Raw genomic sequence first — 19,447 nt, 5'->3', positions numbered from 1 at the left:
TATAGTTAGTCGGAATTATTCCCACTCGATAGTTGCTGGTGGCTTACCAGAAATATCGTAAACAACACGTGAAATACCATCTACTTCGTTAATGATACGGTTAGAAACCTTACCTAGGAAGTCGTATGGTAGGTGTGCCCAATGAGCAGTCATGAAGTCGATAGTTTCTACAGCACGTAAAGACACAACCCAATCGTACTTACGGCCATCACCCATTACACCAACAGAGCGTACTGGTAGGAATACCGTGAATGCTTGAGATACTTTGTGGTAAAGGTCAGCAGCGTGAAGCTCTTCAATGAAGATAGCATCTGCGCGACGCAGTAGATCACAGTACTCTTTCTTGATTTCACCAAGAACACGAACACCTAGACCTGGACCTGGGAATGGGTGGCGGTAAAGCATGTTGTATGGAAGACCAAGCTCTAGACCGATCTTACGTACTTCATCTTTAAACAGCTCACGTAGAGGCTCAACAAGACCCATTTCCATATCATCAGGAAGGCCACCAACGTTGTGGTGAGATTTGATTACGTGTGCTTTACCTGTCTTAGATGCTGCAGACTCGATTACGTCTGGGTAGATAGTACCCTGAGCAAGCCATTTAGCATTAGACAGTTTCTTAGACTCTTCATCGAAGATATCTACGAATACGTGACCAATGATCTTACGCTTAGCTTCTGGTTCAGCTTCGCCTTCCAGAGCTTTAAGGAAACGATCTTCTGCATCTACTTTGATGATGTTTAGGCCAAACTGGTCGCCAAACATATCCATAACTTGCTCAGCTTCGTTTAGACGAAGAAGGCCGTTATCAACAAATACACATGTTAGTTTGTCGCCGATAGCACGGTGAGCAAGCATCGCAACTACAGATGAATCAACACCGCCAGAAAGGCCAAGGATAACTTCGTCGTCACCTACTTGTTCTTTAATACGTGCAACTGCATCTTCAATGATTGAAGCTGAAGTCCACAGACCTTCACAACCACATACGTTAAGAACGAAGTTCTCAAGCATTTTCAGGCCGTTTTTAGTGTGTGTTACTTCTGGGTGGAATTGAACACCGAAGTACTTCTTCTCTTCGTTTGCCATTGCAGCGTATGGGCAAGTGTCTGTTTCAGCGATCTTTGTAAAATCAGCTGGAATCTCAACTACTTTGTCGCCGTGGCTCATCCAAACATCTTGAGTAGACTCAAGGTCAGCGAAAAGTGCAGATTCACCAGTCACTTGTACAGCAGCGTAGCCGAACTCGCGCTCAGTAGACGTTGCTACTTTACCGCCAAGTTGCTCAGCCATAGTTTGCATGCCGTAGCAAATACCGAATACAGGAACACCTGAATCAAATACGTACTGAGGTGCACGTGGAGAGTTCTCTTCCGTTACACTTTCAGGGCCACCAGATAGGATGATACCGTCTGGATTGAATTCACGAATATCCGCTTCTTCTACGTCCCAGCTCCAAAGTTCACAGTAAACACCGATCTCACGAATACGACGCGCAACAAGCTGCGTGTACTGAGAGCCGAAATCTAGAATTAGAATACGTTGGTCATGAATATTTTTAGTCATTTTAAGCAGTCTTATAAGCTAAGTGATGAAACGGAGGCGAGTGTACTCGCCTCACATTAACTCTTCAAGAGATAAAGCAAACGTTTACGTTGAGTTTGTTGAACTCAACGTAATCCAATTAACCTAAACGGTAGTTTGGTGCTTCTTTAGTGATTTGAACGTCGTGTACGTGAGACTCTTTCATGCCCGCACCAGAGATACGTACGAATTCAGCTTTAGTACGCATGTCTTCAATCGTCGCAGAACCTGTTAGGCCCATGCTTGAACGTAAACCACCCATTTGCTGGTGAACGATTTCTTTTAGGCGACCTTTGTATGCGATACGACCTTCAATACCTTCTGGAACAAGCTTGTCTGCAGCGTTGTCAGATTGGAAGTAACGGTCAGAAGAGCCTTGAGACATAGCGCCAAGAGAACCCATACCACGGTAAGACTTGTAAGAACGACCGTTGTAAAGGATAACCTCACCCGGTGCTTCTTCAGTACCCGCGAACATTGAACCAACCATCACACAAGATGCGCCAGCAACGATAGCTTTACAGATATCGCCAGAGAAGCGGATACCGCCATCTGCGATTACTGGAATACCGTATTCGTTTGCAACTTCAGCTGCGTCTGCGATTGCTGTTACTTGAGGAACACCAACACCAGTAACGATACGAGTCGTACAGATTGAACCTGGGCCGATACCTACTTTAACCGCACTAACACCCGCTTCGATAAGAGCACGAGCGCCAGCGCCAGTTGCTACGTTACCACCGATGATTTGTAGATCAGGGTATGCAGCGCGAGTTTCGCGGATACGGTTGAGTACGCCTTCAGAGTGACCGTGTGAAGAGTCGATAAGTAGAACGTCTACGCCAGCTTCAACTAGAGCAGCAACGCGCTCTTCGTTACCAGCACCAGCACCAACAGCTGCACCTACACGTAGGCTGCCGCGCTCATCTTTACAAGCGTTTGGTTTACGTTCTGCTTTGTGGAAATCTTTTGCAGTGATCATTCCAGTTAGTTGGAAGTCATCATTTACAACAAGAACTTTTTCAACACGCGCTTCATGCATTTTCTCTTGAACTTCTTCACGAGTTGCACCTTCTTTAACAGAAGCAAGGCGAGCTTTAGGCGTCATTACTACATCAACTTTCTTAGAAAGGTCAGTAACAAAGCGAACATCACGGCCAGTAATAATACCAACCAATTCGTTTGTTTCAGTAACAACAGGGAAACCGGCAAAGCCGTGTTTTTGGGTAAGGGCTACAACATCAGCGATTGTCGCGTCAGGATTTACAGTTACTGGGTGAGAAACCACACCAGCTTCGTAAATTTTAACCTGGCGAACCATTTCAGCTTGCTGCTCGATTGACATATTCTTATGAATAAAGCCAATGCCACCTTCTTGCGCAAGGGCAATTGCTAGGCGTGCTTCCGTAACAGTATCCATCGATGCAGAGATCATTGGGATGTTTAAAGAAATGTTTTTCGTTAACTGAGTGCGAAGATCAGCTGTGTTCGGAAGAACGGTTGAGTGTGCTGGGACGAGTAAAACGTCATCAAAAGTTAAAGCTTCTTTTGCGATTCGTAGCATTTGCAATATCTCACAACAAAGGTGTTAAAAGGAGTAAACCCAACTTTATCGTTTCGCATAATAAAGTGATTTGGATTTGATATTGCAGACGGATTATACGCACGGCGAAATCGCTTGGCTACACATTTTTGTATTTTTAATTTGCATTTACCCCCTTGCTATGTATTATATTGCCGCTATCTTCCATACTCACGCCCTGTGAGATTCTAAGAAAGACCTTCCTTCAAGGAAAGATAGTGCTTTTATGACTAATCCAAACATCTTTACTGTTTCTCGCCTCAACTCAGAGGTTCGTCTCCTATTAGAAAACGAAATGGGAATAGTCTGGCTCGTTGGTGAAATCTCAAACTTCTCTGCACCTGTCTCTGGTCACTGGTACCTCACGCTTAAAGACTCTCGCGCTCAAGTTAAGTGCGCCATGTTTCGTGGCAATAACCGACGAGTCACCTTTAAGCCTCAGAACGGCAATCAAGTTTTAGTCAAAGCACGTTTGTCTCTTTATGAGCCACGCGGTGACTATCAACTAATCATCGAAAGCATGCAGCCAGAGGGTGATGGTAAGCTTCAGCAAGAGTTTGAAAAGCTGAAGATGAACCTCGCTGCAGAAGGGCTATTTGCTCAATCCAGTAAACAAATTCTCCCAGAACACCCTAAATGCGTTGGTGTCATCACCTCTAAAACAGGCGCAGCCCTCTTCGATATTCTTGATGTTCTCAAGAGACGCGACCCTTCATTGCCAGTCATCGTATATCCGACCATGGTACAAGGTGAAGGAGCTTCGATTCAGATCGCTCAAGCGATTGGACGTGCCAATGAGCGCAGCGAATGTGATGTATTGATCGTGGGTCGTGGCGGCGGTTCATTAGAAGACTTATGGTGTTTCAATAACGAGATCGTTGCTCGCACAATTGCAGCAAGCCAGATTCCAATCATCAGCGCAGTCGGCCACGAAGTGGATGTGACGATTGCTGACTTTGTTGCTGATATGCGCGCCCCTACTCCATCAGCGGCGGCTGAATTAGTTAGCCGTGACAACAGTCATAAAGAACAAGCTTTTGCCTCTAAACGTGCTCGCTTAGTGAGTGCGATTCGCCATGTGTTAATGAAGCAAGCGCAGTCGACTCAAGCATTGAAACACCGCTTAGAAAGACAACACCCTAGCTACCAACTGCAAAAGCAAAGTCAGCAGCTTGATGATCTAGACATGCGTCTGCGTCGCGGTATGGCTCAATACCTAAAGCAGCATGCACAGCGTGTCGAACGTAAGCAGCATCAGCTTCAATTGAACTCGCCTGTTAAGCGCTTGAGTGAACAAAAACTGCATCTGCAACGTTCTGAGCAAAAGCTATTAGATGCGATGGATAAGACACTACTAACGACTCGCCACCAGCTAGCCATGGCAGCCGAGAAATTAGAGACCGTTAGTCCACTGGCAACCCTAAAGCGTGGCTACAGCATTACTCATTCAGAATCGAGCAAGACTGTGTCATCGGTTAACGATGTCGAAGTAGGTGAAGTGATCACCACTCAGGTTGAAGATGGCGTGATTAGCTCGCAAGTAACAGCAAGAGTATCTAAGAACTAGTTTAAAGCCGATTCGAATGTATATAACGAGAAAGCCCTATCGATAATCGACAGGGCTTTTTTGTATCTAATAAGAAAACTAAGTGAATGAGTTATTCCACAGGTTGAAACTCGAATTTTACTCTCGACTTAGACTTAAGCTCGTTACAGTCACCATTACAAAAATAGCTCGCAGATCCACACGCTTGTAACTTCTCTAATTGAGAGTCGCAATCAGGACAGTAGGCTAGCTTTGTATAGTGTGTCTTACATTTACCGCACTCATAGCGACCGTTCCAAGTTAGATCCTGATTACACTTTGGGCATTGATTCTCGTTCATATGTACCACTTTGATCATTCTTTTCACTATACTTTACTTTAAAGTTGGCTCGATGTTTTGATCTAACTTCTGTAAATGTACGCCTTGGTGCCTGCCCAGAGCTTTATGCTTTCTTACATCATAAAGATCCTAACTTGATCATTTGCTTTATCTTATTTGATCAGCGATCTACCCTTAAAAGAATATTTATATCACCACACCCCGAAAGCATAAGTTACATGTGCTGCATTTCAATTTTAAATAGCACAAAAAACCTATAAATTATTTAAAAATGAATATTTCAGAGTTTTATAACAATCCAATGTTATCTGGATATTCCATCTACAAAAGTCTGCATTTGAACATTTTGAGCATCGAGCATCGTTAAGCAAACCCTTATACCACTTAGCTCTGAGCTACTTTTCACGTGCGTTCCACCACATGGAATAGAAACGGATCCCTCTCCTTTTATCTCACACTCCCAATAACGGGAGTCAGTAAGAGTTTCTCCTTCCAGTCTCATTGACACGCAAATAATATCGCTAAACCACATTTTTAACTGATTATTCACCTGTAGTTGAATGCCCTCGAGGTCACTCACCATATCTGCGACATTCAAACCACGCTTTCTCAGGGTTTTACCTAGACGATAAGTATCAGTGCACAGATTAGGTGTAACGAAACTTGTTTCTTGAGCGTAACTATTAAAGTCGTAATGCCCTAAAGAGTCTTTACGATCTGCATCCTTCCGCCAATAATGTTGATCCAATACTTTGTTTAATGCTAAAAACGCAAAATGCCCAGCACTATGTCCACGGCTTAAGCTATCTTGATAATCTTGATCAACTACCCACGTAATCGGGGTATCAGCAGTAACCATTGAATTTACTGGCAAGCAATGCACCACTACAAACGCCCACCCTTCCGTATCACGCTTAACCGGGATTGATTCCCCGACATAAAGCTCACCACTTTCCAATTCAATCGCTCCAACCAAGCAATCGATAACTGGATACTGCTGACCGTTCACTTCTCCGTAGCCTCTATCGGCGGGGTGATCTGGCCATATATGGCTAACAGGATGAAATGGTGTGCTTTGGGTGACTACATAAGTCACATCTTCTAGGTACTTCACCAGTTGTATTTGGCTTTCTAATGACCAAGTTTGGTGACAAAACTGAGTTGTGGTTGCTGACATGTTCATTGCTGTCCGTTGTCTTTATTTTTAAATTATTAGTAGGTACAAATTTTACTTAAAAAAATACCCAAGTCGAAGCTTGGGTATTTTCAAATTTTGTTAAGGTTACTTACGACCTTTCATCATACTCATCATACGCTTACGTTTACGCTCTTGAGAGATAGTCAGTTTGTTAGTCTTACCTTCAAACGGGTTCTCACTGTTTTGGAACTGGATACGGATCGGTGTACCCATGATTTCCAATGAACGACGGTAGTAGTTCATCAAGTAGCGCTTGTATGAATCCGGTAATTCACGAACTTGGTTGCCGTGCACAACAACGATAGGTGGGTTATAACCACCAGCGTGCGCATATTTCAGCTTCACGCGGCGACCACGAACCATAGGCGGTTGGTGATCGTCTGTAGCCATTTTCATGATACGAGTCAGAACAGATGTACCAACACGAGTCGTCGCAGATTTATATGCTTCTTCTACCGACTCAAACAAGTGACCAACACCAGTACCGTGAAGTGCAGAAATGAAGTGGATACGTGCGAAATCAACGAAGCCCAAACGGCGATCTAGTTCTTTCTTAACACGCTCTTTCACATCATTATCTAGCCCATCCCACTTGTTAACCGCAATAACGATTGAACGACCTGCGTTCAATGCAAAGCCAAGTAAGCTTAGGTCTTGATCAGAAATGTTTTCGCGAGCATCGATCACTAATAGCACGACGTTAGCATCTTCAACCGCTTTTAACGTTTTAACTACCGAGAACTTCTCAACGGTTTCGTTAATGTTTTTACGGCGACGAACACCTGCAGTATCAATCAGTACGTATTCACGCTCATCACGCTGCATTGGGATATAAATAGAGTCGCGCGTAGTGCCTGGCATATCGTACACAACCACACGCTCTTCACCTAAGATGCGGTTTGTCAGTGTAGACTTACCAACATTTGGGCGACCAATGATTGCAAGCTTGATAGGTTGGTCTTGAAGACGCTTAAATTCAGCTTCAGCTTCTTCTTCAGTGAAATCTAGCTGTTCTGCTTCTTCGTCTTCAAACTCAGTCAAATCACTGATTTCACCATTTTCAGCTTTTAACGCTTCTGCAAATGGGTTCAAAGCAAGGTCAATAAGCGCTGTTACGCCACGACCGTGAGCTGCTGCGATTTGGTACATATCATCAACACCAAGACGCCAGAAGTCAGCGCTTGCAGCATCTGCATCAATACCGTCAACCTTATTTACAACAAGCATTGATGGCTTTTCTATCTTGCGTAGGTGAGCGGCAATCGCTTCATCAGAAGGTGTTAAGCCAGCACGGCCATCTACCATGAACAGTACAACATCAGCTTCATCGATCGCTGCTAATGACTGTTCTGCCATCTTTGTTTCAACACCTTCTTCAGTACCATCGATACCACCAGTGTCAATCACAATGAATTCGTGTTCACCAAGCTGAGCTTGGCCATATTTACGGTCACGCGTTAAGCCAGGGAAATCCGCAACCAATGCATCACGAGTTCGAGTCAATCGGTTAAATAACGTAGATTTACCTACGTTCGGACGCCCTACTAGAGCAACAACAGGTACCATAACAACCTCTACAATTTCTTTTCTTAATGTAGTTATAGGTAAACACTTGCCAGCAAGCTTAAATTTTTACCTATAACCACACGGATTAATCAATTTATCTCAATAAAACGGCTCCTGGCTGTTACCAACCAGGAGCCGATTGTGAATTATATCACGCTTTATTGGCTAATCGTCAGTTTCTTTACATCGCCATTGCGAGTAACGATTACGTAGCCATCAGGTAGTTCAAGAGGGCCTACAGAGAAGCCACTATCATTTACTAGCTGTTGTGCGACAAAATCACCTGTTGCACGGTCTAGCCAATGCAGATAACCTTCGGTATCACCCACTACTACATACCCGTCAATGATCGCAGGAGCAGTTAGCAAACGATGCTCTAGCTTATCGGTACTCCAAAGCTCAGTACCACTTCTTGCGTCTACCGCTGCCAGATGATCTTTATCCGTGACCACAAATAAGCGACTACCATCACTAGCCATATCAACTGCAGAAGAATAATTACGCTTCCAAGTTGGTTTGCCAGACCGTAAATCAATACCAATTAGCTGGCCATTGATTCCAATCGTATAAAGCGTACCACCTAATATGATTGGAGATGCATCAACGTCAACCAAACGATCAATTTCGGTAGCACCCTTTGGTGTTCCTACAGGTTGTTGCCAAATCAACTGACCACGTTCAACAATTGCAGCGGCTAAACGACCATTTGCCGTTCCCCAGAAGACACCACCAGAAACCGTTACCGGCGCGCTATCACCGCGCAATGTTAGGCTAGGAACTTCTGTACTGATCGTCCACTTCTGCTCACCCGTCGATTGGTTTAACGCGATAAGCATGCCACGGCTAGTGTTCACTATCACTAGGTTGTTATCTGTTGCTGGAGCAGCTAGAACTTCCCCATTAACAGCAACTCGCCATAACTCTTCACCTGATGACTCATCTAGCGCAATGACTTCACCATTTTCATTACCAACAAAAATCTTGCCGTAAGCTGCAGTCAAACCGCCTGACAAACGAGCATACACTTCACGCTCTAGGTCAGTTTTCCAAAGCTCTTTACCTGTAGCAGGATCCAATGCTTTAACGATACCGTCTCGGCTCGCAATAAATACTTTGTCGTAAGCGTACTCCGGCATTAACTTCGAGAAGTAATGACCGACACCATTACCAATAGACGCTGACCATTCAGTACTTGGAGTAAACTCACTCGTGACTGTCGGTACCGGCGCCATGATAATAGTATCTTCTTCACTCGCACATCCCGCTAAGATGCCAATTGCAGCAGCACAAGCGATGGCTTTTTGGGCGACAGCTTTATGGAACATTTTCTTCATTTAGAAGTAGCCCTTACTTTGCTAAGTCGTCTAACTTGATTTGTAGTGCTTGGCTTGCATCACTTGCTTGCTGAGCCTCAGTGTAAGCACTGTAAGCCGCATCTTCGTTACCTTGACGAAGGGAAATATCACCACGAAGTTCAGCAGTTCGGCCTTTCCAAGATTCATCTGTAATCGCAGCTAACTCTGTTAGTGCCGCATCAAATTCACCTTTTTCAGCTTGGACGCGAGCAACTCGGTAAGCGACTAGCGGTGTTAACGCTGCATCTTTCGTATTTGCTTTCGCCCATAGCAGTTGCTCAAGCGCAGCATCTAGCTGACCCGCTTCAATTTGAACTTTCGCAAGTTGCATAGCCGCAAGTACTGAGTATTCAGCCTTGCTGTTACCATCAATAAAAGTTTGAACCGTCGCTTGAGCGTCAACGCCTTGCGCCGCTAAGCTTTCCATTGCTGAAGTATATTGCTCAGATGCAGCTTCACGAGCTTGAATTGTCGCATCTTGGTAGTAACGCCAACCAAATAGACCACCTAAACCAACCACAGCACCAAAGATCACTGCTTTGCCATTCTCTTTCCACCAATCTTTAATGGCTTCAACTTGTTGTTCTTCAGTATCGTAAAGTTCCACTTCCTGTCCTCTTCAATTCTTTGCAAAGCGATAGAATCTTCTACCGCTTTAAATTTCTATTGGCTTATCGTTAGATTAGCGCAGCGACTTTCGCTGCAACTTCCGTTTGAGACACGGTTTCTTGCTCGCCGCCAACCAAATCTTTTAGCACAACTGTATTATCTGCAACTTCGTTTTCACCAAGTACCAACGCAACAACCGCACCTACTTTGTCTGCACGTTTGAATTGCTTCTTGAAGCTACCACCACCAAAGTGGCTCATTACACGCACACCTTCAACGGTATCGCGTAATTGATTCGCTAATTGCATACCCGCGATCATTGTACCTTCGCCAGCCGCAACCATGTAAACATCAACACTGCGACGAACTTCTGTTAGCTCAAGCGTTTCCATCATCAGAACTAGACGCTCTAGGCCCATTGCGAAACCAACTGCTGGCGTTTCTTTACCACCAAGTTGCTCAACAAGACCGTCGTAACGACCGCCGCCACATACGGTACCTTGAGCACCTAGGCTTTCAGTGATCCACTCAAATACTGTGCGGTTGTAGTAGTCCAAACCACGTACTAGACGTTCGTTAACTTGATATTCGATACCAACAGCGTCAAGAAGTTCACACAAACCAGCAAAATGTTGCTTAGACTCTTCACCTAAGTACTCAGATAGTCGAGGTGCGTCACCTAAGATAGCTTGAATGTCTGGATTTTTAGTATCTAGTACACGTAGTGGGTTGGTGTGCATGCGACGCTTGCAATCTTCGTCTAGTACATCAATGTGCTGTTCAAGGAACGCAACAAGTGCTGTACGGTAGTTTGCGCGATCTTCAGTAGAACCAATTGAGTTCAACTCTAGACGAACGTGCTTGTCGATGCCTAGCTCACGCCATAGACGTGCAGTCATCATGATAAGTTCTGCGTCAACGTCTGGACCGTCTAGGCCAAACACTTCCACACCACATTGGTGGAATTGACGGTAACGACCTTTTTGAGGACGCTCGTGACGGAACATTGGGCCCATGTACCATAGGCGTTGCTCATCACGATTAATAAGGCTGTTTTGGATGCATGAACGTACACAACCTGCTGTGCCTTCTGGACGTAGCGTTAGGCTATCGCCGTTACGGTCATCAAAGGTGTACATCTCTTTTGAAACAACGTCTGTCTCTTCACCCACTGCGCGGCTAAATAGGTTCGTTTCTTCAACGATAGGCATACGCACTTCGTTGTAACCGTGTGCACTCACCACGTTTTTTACTGCGTTTTCTACTTTCTGCCACAGTGGTGATTGAGTTGGAAGGCAGTCGTTCATGCCTCGGATTGCTTGGATATTTTTAGCCACAATATTTATTCCGTAATTTCTCACGACCAGGTGTTAATGCCATAGGCAACCACACCTCATCGCGTTTTATTAATCTTCTAGGTTTTCTACATCAATGCGATTTGCTTGATCAAGCACTGATGCTTTTGCTCGAATCTTAGCTTCAAGTTGATCAACAAGGTCGTTGTTGTCAAAGCGCTCTTTCTGACGCTTACCATCTTCGTAGAAGGCACTCTTACGTGCACTACCCGCTAGGCCTAGATGAGATACTTCTGCTTCACCTGGGCCGTTCACCACACAACCGATGATAGAAACATCCATTGGGGTAATCACGTCTTCTAGACGCTCTTCAAGCGCGTTTACGGTGTTAATAACATCGAACTCTTGGCGAGAACAGCTCGGACACGCGATGAAGTTGATACCACGCGAGCGAATACGCAAAGATTTAAGAATATCGAAGCCAACTTTGATCTCTTCAACAGGATCCGCCGCTAGCGAGATACGTAGCGTATCGCCAATACCCTCAGAAAGAAGCATACCTAAGCCAACAGAAGACTTAACCGCACCTGCACGTGCGCCACCAGCTTCAGTAATACCAAGGTGAAGCGGTTGATCAATCTGTTTCGCCAGTAAACGGTATGAACCTACCGCTAGGAATACGTCAGATGCCTTAACGCTCACTTTAAATTGATCAAAGTTGAGACGGTCTAAGATATCTACGTGACGCATTGCTGATTCAACAAGCGCTTCTGCTGTTGGCTCTGTGTATTTCTCTTGGATCTCTTTTTCAAGAGAACCGCCGTTAACACCAATACGAATCGGAATATTCATATCACGAGCACAATCAACAACTGAGCGGATACGGCTTTCGTTACCGATGTTACCTGGATTGATACGCAAACAGTCTACGCCGTACTCAGCCACTTTCAGCGCAATACGGTAGTCAAAGTGAATGTCAGCGACCAAAGGAACAGAAACCTGCTGCTTGATTTGCTTAAATGCTTCAGCGGCATCCATAGTCGGTACAGATACGCGAACGATATCAGCGCCCACATTTTCCAAAGCTCGGATCTGAGCAACGGTTGCGGCTACGTCTGTTGTTCTTGTGTTGGTCATGGATTGCACAGCAATAGGTGCACCATCACCGATCGGCACATCACCCACATAAATACGGGTTGATTTGCGACGAATAATAGGAGATTCGTGTTGCATATTAACTCTAAGGTAAGGTTATTCTGGCTACTTTGCCTGAAGTATACCCAGAAAGGTCGACAGGTTCACTTGCAAATGTCATTGATACGCCTTCAGGCGCACCTAACACCACTTTATACGGTGCAGTTCCAGATAGTTTTAAGCTTTGCCCTGCTTTTTTGATGCCCGTAGATAGTGTTTTCCCGGTAGCATCTTTTACTTGAATCCAGCAATCAGCAGAAAACTGAAGCGCAAGTTCATTCTCTAGGGATGAAGGTTCAGCGACCTTTTCCGCAGCGAGTGTTGGTTTTTCTTCGACTACTTCAGGCTCTTCTATAACCGCGACTGTCTCTTCGATTTCAGGGAGCGTTGCTGGCGTTGGAGCTTCTGCAGTAGGCTCATCAACCTCTGCACTCACCGTTTCGCTCACATCACTACTGATATCTTCAGTCTCGGTTTGGGGCTCTGAAATTGTTTCTAACTCGACCACATCCACTGTTGTACTTTCTTCTGCTAATACTTGAGCACTTTCAGCCGACTCACTTAAGGATAATGACAAGGTGTCTTGCTGTTGATTCTGCCACCACCATAGTGAAGAAATACCTGCAATCACAGCAAAGATCCCCCACGTAAGGCTCATGATACGACTGTTGTGTTTTTCAGTTTTTGTCTTGCGAGAGAAGCTTTGCATTTCTTGCTCTTGATGCTGCGCATCACCAGCATGATCAAGTGCATTTAGTACAACCTTTTCATCCAAACAAACCGCTTTGGCATAAGAGCGTAAATAACCTCGAGTGAAGGTTGCGACTTGTCCTGATTCAAACTGGTTGTCTTCAATTTGTTCAATGACAGATATTCTTAGTTTCAATCTATCCGCGATCTGCTTTTGGCTTAACCCTAGAGATTCACGTTTTTGTCTTAACAGAGTACCAGCTTCTGGTTGAGTGGTCGTGTCTTGCGGTGTTTGAATATCTTGTTTAGTGTTCATGCGTGCGAACTTCTAAGTATTATTCCGTAGCATTGAGAGTTTCTTTTTTTTGTAATAACTATCTCAATCGATGCTTACGTCATAGGTGTGAAATTATTTTAGAGACTTGTGCATGCAGCAGTTTCTGAAGAACAACGACTAGTCATATAAGAAATACACTATCGAATTCAGCGGGTAGCCAACCTGAATAGACCTATGCAGCAAGTAACTAACTTATCCTCAGCATAAAGCTGAGCTAGTCTCATCATAAGCCAATGGCCAGACAAGACAAAAACTCTTTCAACAAAATTTACCGTTAGCTCAAGCTTTTGTCCAAAAATTGACGAAATATCTAAGAAAGCATGGGACAAAGCCACAAAAAAGCCTAAAAACAAACAAGCCAGAAGTTTTGCTTCTGGCTTGTCTTCAAACTTATCTTAAACAGCTTTGACTGGGATTGCTTCACCAGTTGCTTTCAACTTGGTTCGCTTGGTTCTGTCAATCACATCCCCCACTAACTGACCACATGCTGCGTCAATATCATCACCACGGGTTTTACGCACCGTGACTGTATAGTCGTATTCCATCAACGTTTTTTGGAATCTGTCGATACGAGAATTACTTGGCTTCTTGTATGGTGACCCTGGGTAAGGGTTAAATGGAATCAAGTTGATCTTACATGGGGTATCTTTCATCAGCTCAGCAAGCTCACGAGCGTGGTCCATGTCATCATTAACATGATCAAGTAACACGTATTCAACCGTTACTTTTCCACGGTTCGCATTTGATGAAGCGATATAACGACGTACCGACGCTAAGAAGTCTTCAATATCCCAACGATCGTTGATCGGCATAATTTCGCTACGTAATTTATCATTTGGCGCATGCAAAGAAATCGCTAGAGCAACATCAATGTTATCCGTCATTTGATCTAAACCTGAAACAACACCTGAAGTAGATACAGTTACACGGCGCTTAGACAATGCAAAACCTAAATCATCGAGCATGATTTCTAATGATGGCATTAGATTTTTCATGTTCAGAAGCGGCTCACCCATACCCATCATTACAACGTTAGTAATTGGGCGACGGCCTGTTTCTTTTTCTAATCCAATTTCACGAGCTGCACGCCAGATTTGGCCAACAATCTCAGAAACCTTTAAGTTTCGGTTAAAACCTTGTTGAGCGGTCGAGCAGAATTTACATTCCAATGCACAGCCAACTTGCGAAGAGACACATAAGGTTGCACGGTCACCATCTGGGATGTATACGGTTTCAACATCTTGGTCACCAACACGCATCGCCCATTTTATAGTACCGTCTGAAGAGTGTTGAGCTTCAGAAACAACAGGAGCAACGATCTCACAGCGACGCTGTAGTTTTTCACGTAGCTTCTTATTAATGTTGTTCATGTTTTCGAAATCATCGACACCGAAGTGATACATCCACTTCATTACTTGATCTGCTCGGAAAGCTTTCTCATTCAATTCTTCAGTGAAAAATTTACGAAGACCTTTACGATCAAAATCGAGTAGATTGACTTTAGCTGTTGTCATGGTGCCTCTCAATGACGAAACAATAATTAAGGGCGCGAATTGTACAGGCTTTACGCAACTTCAACAAGGGCTGTAAAACCCTGAGTTTTCTAAGACATTCAAAGTAAAGTGATTAAAGTTTACGCACGTAATAAATAATCTCTTTTTGAACGAAAAAAGGCTTCACATATGTGAAGCCTTTGCTGTCTCTAGTGAGTTTTATTATTCAGCCGGACGTGGGCAAATTTCAGCTTCTGGGAAGAAGAACTCAATTTCACGCGCCGCTGATTCAGGGCTATCACTACCATGTACAGAGTTGTAACGCATGCTGATCGCGTAATCTGCACGAATAGTGCCACATGCAGCTTCTTCAGGGTTTGTTTTCCCCATTAATTCACGGTAACGAGCGATTGCGTTTTCACCTTCAAGTACTTGAACCATGATAGGACCAGAAGTCATGAACTCTTTTAGTGGACCAAAGAATTCTTTACCTTCATGTTCTGCGTAGAAGCCACTCGCTTGCTCTTCTGTTAGCTGAACCATTTTTGCCGCGATGATTTGTAGACCAGCCTTTTCAATACGGTGATAAATCTCACCCACAAGATTACGCTTAACGGCATCCGGTTTAACAATCGAAAACGTTCTTTCTAGAGCCATAATGTTTCCTTTTACTTCATTATTGTCGTTATAAAAGCAGCCCGTAGGCTGCTTGTTTTTATTTTGCTTCTTCTGTCAGTACACGCGCTAGAGTTCTTACGCCCATACCTGTTGCGCCTGCAGACCACTTGTCACTTGCCGATTTTCGGTAAGTACCAGCGCAATCAAAATGCAGCCAGCCTTTTTTGTAATCATCGACAAAGTAAGACAAAAACGCAGCCGCTGTACTCGCACCAGGCGTGTAATCGCCAGAGCTGATATTAGATAAGTCTGCGAAATTTGACGGCAACATACCACGGTGGAAATCAGCGAGCGGTAAAGGCCACAAACCCTCTTTCTCTTGGTTCGCTGCAACGAGTGCTTTTTGAGATAATTCATCGTCAAAACTTAGTAGAGCATGGTAATCATTACCCAATGCGTTTTTCGCTGCACCTGTCAATGTTGCACAGTCGATGATCAACTCAGGGTTCTGCTCAGAGGCATACATTAAACCATCTGCAAGAACCAAACGACCTTCAGCATCCGTATTCATGATCTCGACCGTTTTACCGTTCTTATACGTGATGATATCGCCTAATTTCAGAGCACGACCAGAGATCATATTTTCGGCACAACAAAGAATAAGCTTCACTCGTTTGTTCAAGCCACGCTCAATCGCTAGTCCTAAACCACCGGTAATCGTTGCTGCACCACCCATGTCAGCTTTCATCGCTGTCATGAATTGACCAGGTTTAATGCTATAGCCACCTGAATCAAAAGTGATACCTTTACCTACAAGACATGCGTAGACTGGCGCGTTTTCATCACCTGTTGGGTTAAAATCCAGTTGAAGCATCGCAGAAGTACGCTCAGAACCACGACCTACCGCGTAAATGCCTTCCCATCCTTCAGTGAGGAGATCTTTGTCTTTCACGACTTTTGCAGTAACAGTACCTTCAGGCGCAACCGACTTAATAAATTCAGCAGCCATTGTAGCTAATTGGCGTGGAGCCACTTCTTCCGCTGTTTTATTGATAATGTCACGAGTCCAATCTGTAGACTTGATGCGAGCTTCTAGTTCTTGTTGAGCATCAGCTTCTAATGCAACCCACTCCACTGCATTTTTCTTCTTCGGACTACGGTAACCTTGGTAAAAAGCCCAAACGCTTTCTAAATCCCAGTTATCACCTTCAAGTGACACTGAGACAATGCCTTGACCATCAAGCTTACGAGCCGCTCTTTGAACCGCGCCAAGATCGTGACCTTCACCTAGATGAATCGTCGTGCCATTCTCTGCAAAAGATAAAATAGCTTTGTCACCCCATTGAGGCTGAGCTGGTTCTTGACTTAAAAATACAGACATCTGTGTAGACATGAATTCTCCTTGTCTTTAATCAACGTCGCTTTCAAAGTTGCGGCAACGTTGTTTAGATTATTTTTTATTAGCGGAATGATGTTAGCATTATGTAGAGGTAAAATGTCACTTTGATAAAAAAACGGACCAAAAGGTCCGCTTTTTTTAGTAAAAATTGTTAACTGGGCTGTGTTTTAAAACCAAGCTATTTGAAACGAACTTCACTAGTCCATTTCATCCATCCAGCACAGAATAACGGCTTCTAAGATTTTCTCATTTGAATGCTTAGGATCATCATCAAAATCTTCTAATTCAAGAATCCATTGATGCAAATCCGTAAAGCGAACCGTTTTAGGATCCGTGTCAGGATACAAGTCACAAAGTTCAATCGCGATATCTCGCGAGTCAATCCATTTTAAGCTCATTACTCTTCCTTAGTCAGTTTTTAGTGATCTTCTGACGCAAGGTTTAAGGTGTACTTTGGAATTTCGACCACTAAATCTTCGTCAGCCACTTTTGCTTGGCAACCTAAGCGAGATTCCATCTCAAGGCCCCAAGCTTTATCAAGCATATCATCTTCAAGATCATCACTTTCTTCAAGTGAGTCAAAACCTTCACGAATCACAACGTGACATGTAGTACAAGCACATGACTTTTCACACGCGTGCTCAATTCCAATGCCCGCTTTCAATGCAACATCAAGAACAGTTTCACCCGTCTTTGCTTCTAAAACTGCACCTTCTGGGCATAGGTCTTCGTGAGGTAAAACAATAATCTTAGGCATGTTTTCTATTCTCTAACTATTAAATATTGTCGACAGACTGACCAGACAACGCTGCTCGAATCGATTTGTCCATACGACGAGAAGCAAAGTCTTGACTTGCTTTGTCGGTATCTTTAATTCCGAGCTCAATCGCATCAGCACTATCACCGTTACGAAGCTCTATTAAAGATTCAATCGCTTTCAATAATTGCTGTTTTTCATCTTCTGAAAGTAGCTCATCACCATCAGCTTGCATGGCCGCAATCAAACCTTCGATCACGCGATCCGCTTCTACGCGTTGTTCAGCTAACGCTCGCGCTTGCATGTCTTCTTTTGCAAACGTCATTGAGTCTTTTAGCATATTCGCGACTTCGTCATCGCTTAAGCCGTAAGATGGCTTCACTTGGATTTCAGCTTGAACGCCAGTGCTCTTTTCCATCGCAGTAACAGACAATAGGCCATCAGCGTCCACTTGGTAAGTAACACGAATGTGCGCTGCGCCTGCCGCCATTGGAGGAATGCCTTTTAGAGCAAATCGAGCCAGAGAGCGACAATCGTCAACCATTTCGCGCTCACCTTGAACAGTGTGCACCGTCATTGCCGTTTGGCCATCTTTGAAGGTAGTAAATTCTTGCGCGCGAGCGACTGGAATTGTGGTATTTCGAGGAATAATTTTCTCTACCAGGCCACCCATGGTTTCAATACCAAGAGAAAGCGGGATGACATCCAATAGCAGCATTTCCGAGTCTGGCTTATTACCAACTAAGATATCTGCTTGAATAGAGGCACCAATCGCGACGACTTCATCAGGGTTAATGCTAGTCAGTGGTGTACGACCTAAGAAGTCGCCGACCATTTCACGAACTAAAGGCGTACGAGTCGAACCACCCACCATTACGACTTCAAGAACTTCATCAGCATCCACATCTGCATCTTTTAATGCACGACGACAAGAAAGAAGCGTTTTCTTAACGAGAGGTTTAATGATGTCATTAAATTCTTCGCGGCTTAATGAACCATTCCAACCCAGCACCGATACATCGGTCGTCTCAGCATCGGACAATGCAATTTTAGCTTCCGTTGCCGCATCAAGTAACGCACGATTTTGCTCTGCGGTGAGTTCAGATAGGCCAATTTGCTGTTGGAAGTGCTCCGCCACTAAATGATCGAAATCGTCACCACCTAATGCAGAATCACCGCCAGTCGCCAACACTTCAAATACGCCTTTAGAGAGACGAAGAATTGAAATGTCGAACGTACCACCACCTAAGTCATAAACGGCGATCACGCCTTCTTGACCAGAATCTAGACCGTATGCGATTGCTGCTGCAGTTGGCTCATTTAATAAGCGCAGTACATGTAGCCCCGCTAATTGCGCTGCATCTTTAGTTCCAGCTCTTTGAGCATCATCAAAATAAGCAGGTACTGTAATTACAACACCAGACAAATCGCCGCCTAACGTCGCTTCAGCTCTCTGAGCCAACGACTTTAAGATATCCGCTGATACTTGAATTGGGTTCTTAGTTCCAAGCGCTGTTGATAAAACAGGCAAACCATTATCACTAGATTCAAACTGGTATGGTAGAGATGGGTAGCGCTGCTGAATATCGTTAAGAGAACGACCAATCAAGCGCTTTACAGAGATGATAGTATTTTTAGGATCAGTTTGCGCATGGGAGCGAGCTTCATGACCAGTGGTATGGGCGTCTGATGTGTAATGAACAACAGACGGCAAGATACTACGCCCTTGCTCATCAGCTAAAGTGGCGGCTTCACCACTGCGTACAGAAGCGACTAAAGAGTTAGTCGTGCCTAAATCAATGCCCACAGCAAGCTTATGCTCATGAGGAGCGGCGCTTTGCCCTGGTTCTGCAATTTGAAGTAATGCCATGGATGGGTCCT

The 19,447-nt window shown here is 44.3% G+C and carries 17 protein-coding genes; 1 reads left to right on the top strand and 16 read right to left on the bottom strand.

Annotated elements, in window-relative coordinates:
* Positions 1-15: 15 nt before the first annotated feature.
* Positions 16-1,569 carry a glutamine-hydrolyzing GMP synthase gene (gene guaA / locus ACHUFI_RS15300; protein WP_394250613.1) on the bottom strand — a complete coding sequence of 518 codons (1,554 nt, stop codon included), beginning with the start codon at positions 1,567-1,569 and terminating at the stop codon, positions 16-18.
* Positions 1,570-1,687: 118 nt separating this feature from the next.
* Positions 1,688-3,151: an IMP dehydrogenase gene (gene guaB, locus ACHUFI_RS15295; RefSeq protein ID WP_394250611.1), complete on the bottom strand. Its 1,464-nt coding sequence runs from the start codon at positions 3,149-3,151 to the stop codon at positions 1,688-1,690.
* A 244-nt stretch (positions 3,152-3,395) separates the two neighbouring features.
* Between guaB and xseA the strand changes: the two genes are divergently transcribed.
* Positions 3,396-4,736, top strand: a complete 1,341-nt coding sequence (xseA, locus tag ACHUFI_RS15290) for an exodeoxyribonuclease VII large subunit (protein ID WP_394250609.1) — start codon at positions 3,396-3,398, stop codon at positions 4,734-4,736.
* 91 nt (positions 4,737-4,827) lie between these two features.
* Here xseA and ACHUFI_RS15285 read toward each other — a convergent pair whose 3' ends face one another.
* From ACHUFI_RS15285 to hscA, 14 genes are all read right to left on the bottom strand, one after another.
* A complete protein-coding gene (locus ACHUFI_RS15285; RefSeq protein ID WP_394250607.1) occupies positions 4,828-5,055 on the bottom strand; it encodes a zinc ribbon domain-containing protein in 228 nt (75 codons plus the stop codon).
* Positions 5,056-5,359: 304 nt separating this feature from the next.
* Positions 5,360-6,238, bottom strand: coding sequence for an alanine--tRNA ligase (locus ACHUFI_RS15280; protein ID WP_394250605.1), 879 nt, complete (start codon positions 6,236-6,238; stop codon positions 5,360-5,362).
* A gap of 99 nt (positions 6,239-6,337) precedes the next feature.
* Positions 6,338-7,819, bottom strand: coding sequence for a ribosome biogenesis GTPase Der (der, locus tag ACHUFI_RS15275; RefSeq protein WP_394250603.1), 1,482 nt, complete (start codon positions 7,817-7,819; stop codon positions 6,338-6,340).
* A 158-nt stretch (positions 7,820-7,977) separates the two neighbouring features.
* A complete protein-coding gene (bamB, locus tag ACHUFI_RS15270; RefSeq protein ID WP_394250601.1) occupies positions 7,978-9,153 on the bottom strand; it encodes an outer membrane protein assembly factor BamB in 1,176 nt (391 codons plus the stop codon).
* Between the two features lie 13 nt (positions 9,154-9,166).
* Positions 9,167-9,781 carry a YfgM family protein gene (locus ACHUFI_RS15265; protein WP_394250599.1) on the bottom strand — a complete coding sequence of 205 codons (615 nt, stop codon included), beginning with the start codon at positions 9,779-9,781 and terminating at the stop codon, positions 9,167-9,169.
* Positions 9,782-9,851: 70 nt separating this feature from the next.
* Positions 9,852-11,120, bottom strand: a complete 1,269-nt coding sequence (gene hisS / locus ACHUFI_RS15260) for a histidine--tRNA ligase (RefSeq protein WP_394250597.1) — start codon at positions 11,118-11,120, stop codon at positions 9,852-9,854.
* 69 nt (positions 11,121-11,189) lie between these two features.
* A complete protein-coding gene (gene ispG, locus ACHUFI_RS15255; RefSeq protein ID WP_394250595.1) occupies positions 11,190-12,311 on the bottom strand; it encodes a flavodoxin-dependent (E)-4-hydroxy-3-methylbut-2-enyl-diphosphate synthase in 1,122 nt (373 codons plus the stop codon).
* A 7-nt stretch (positions 12,312-12,318) separates the two neighbouring features.
* Entirely contained in the window at positions 12,319-13,278 is a 960-nt protein-coding gene (gene rodZ / locus ACHUFI_RS15250; RefSeq protein ID WP_394250593.1) for a cytoskeleton protein RodZ, read from the bottom strand.
* A gap of 416 nt (positions 13,279-13,694) precedes the next feature.
* Entirely contained in the window at positions 13,695-14,813 is a 1,119-nt protein-coding gene (rlmN, locus tag ACHUFI_RS15245; protein WP_394250591.1) for a dual-specificity RNA methyltransferase RlmN, read from the bottom strand.
* Positions 14,814-15,014: 201 nt separating this feature from the next.
* Positions 15,015-15,449 (bottom strand): nucleoside-diphosphate kinase, encoded by a 435-nt coding sequence (gene ndk, locus ACHUFI_RS15240; RefSeq protein ID WP_394250589.1) that lies wholly within the window; start codon positions 15,447-15,449, stop codon positions 15,015-15,017.
* 58 nt (positions 15,450-15,507) lie between these two features.
* Complete coding sequence (gene pepB, locus ACHUFI_RS15235; RefSeq protein WP_394250587.1) at positions 15,508-16,803, bottom strand: aminopeptidase PepB; 1,296 nt, start codon at positions 16,801-16,803, stop codon at positions 15,508-15,510.
* A 203-nt stretch (positions 16,804-17,006) separates the two neighbouring features.
* A complete protein-coding gene (gene iscX, locus ACHUFI_RS15230; protein ID WP_137359114.1) occupies positions 17,007-17,207 on the bottom strand; it encodes a Fe-S cluster assembly protein IscX in 201 nt (66 codons plus the stop codon).
* 20 nt (positions 17,208-17,227) lie between these two features.
* Complete coding sequence (gene fdx / locus ACHUFI_RS15225) at positions 17,228-17,566, bottom strand: ISC system 2Fe-2S type ferredoxin (RefSeq protein WP_004740336.1); 339 nt, start codon at positions 17,564-17,566, stop codon at positions 17,228-17,230.
* Positions 17,567-17,585: 19 nt separating this feature from the next.
* Complete coding sequence (gene hscA / locus ACHUFI_RS15220) at positions 17,586-19,436, bottom strand: Fe-S protein assembly chaperone HscA (RefSeq protein ID WP_394250584.1); 1,851 nt, start codon at positions 19,434-19,436, stop codon at positions 17,586-17,588.
* Between the last annotated feature and the right edge of the window lie 11 nt (positions 19,437-19,447).

The organism is Vibrio profundi, assembly GCF_043642225.1.
Classification (GTDB): domain Bacteria; phylum Pseudomonadota; class Gammaproteobacteria; order Enterobacterales; family Vibrionaceae; genus Vibrio; species Vibrio profundi_A.
Note: the sequence above shows the minus strand (reverse complement) of the source record. Positions and strands in the feature narration are given on the sequence as shown.

Coding starts and splice junctions, on each gene's coding strand:
- ACHUFI_RS15280 (WP_394250605.1), bottom strand. CDS start 6,238: ATGAACATGTCAGCAACCACAACTCAGTTTTGTCACCAAACTTGGTCA.
- pepB (WP_394250587.1), bottom strand. CDS start 16,803: ATGTCTACACAGATGTCTGTATTTTTAAGTCAAGAACCAGCTCAGCCT.
- guaA (WP_394250613.1), bottom strand. CDS start 1,569: ATGACTAAAAATATTCATGACCAACGTATTCTAATTCTAGATTTCGGC.
- ACHUFI_RS15285 (WP_394250607.1), bottom strand. CDS start 5,055: ATGAACGAGAATCAATGCCCAAAGTGTAATCAGGATCTAACTTGGAAC.
- xseA (WP_394250609.1), top strand. CDS start 3,396: ATGACTAATCCAAACATCTTTACTGTTTCTCGCCTCAACTCAGAGGTT.
- rodZ (WP_394250593.1), bottom strand. CDS start 13,278: ATGAACACTAAACAAGATATTCAAACACCGCAAGACACGACCACTCAA.
- der (WP_394250603.1), bottom strand. CDS start 7,819: ATGGTACCTGTTGTTGCTCTAGTAGGGCGTCCGAACGTAGGTAAATCT.
- guaB (WP_394250611.1), bottom strand. CDS start 3,151: ATGCTACGAATCGCAAAAGAAGCTTTAACTTTTGATGACGTTTTACTC.
- ispG (WP_394250595.1), bottom strand. CDS start 12,311: ATGCAACACGAATCTCCTATTATTCGTCGCAAATCAACCCGTATTTAT.
- bamB (WP_394250601.1), bottom strand. CDS start 9,153: ATGAAGAAAATGTTCCATAAAGCTGTCGCCCAAAAAGCCATCGCTTGT.
- ndk (WP_394250589.1), bottom strand. CDS start 15,449: ATGGCTCTAGAAAGAACGTTTTCGATTGTTAAACCGGATGCCGTTAAG.
- rlmN (WP_394250591.1), bottom strand. CDS start 14,813: ATGACAACAGCTAAAGTCAATCTACTCGATTTTGATCGTAAAGGTCTT.
- fdx (WP_004740336.1), bottom strand. CDS start 17,566: ATGCCTAAGATTATTGTTTTACCTCACGAAGACCTATGCCCAGAAGGT.
- iscX (WP_137359114.1), bottom strand. CDS start 17,207: ATGAGCTTAAAATGGATTGACTCGCGAGATATCGCGATTGAACTTTGT.
- hscA (WP_394250584.1), bottom strand. CDS start 19,436: ATGGCATTACTTCAAATTGCAGAACCAGGGCAAAGCGCCGCTCCTCAT.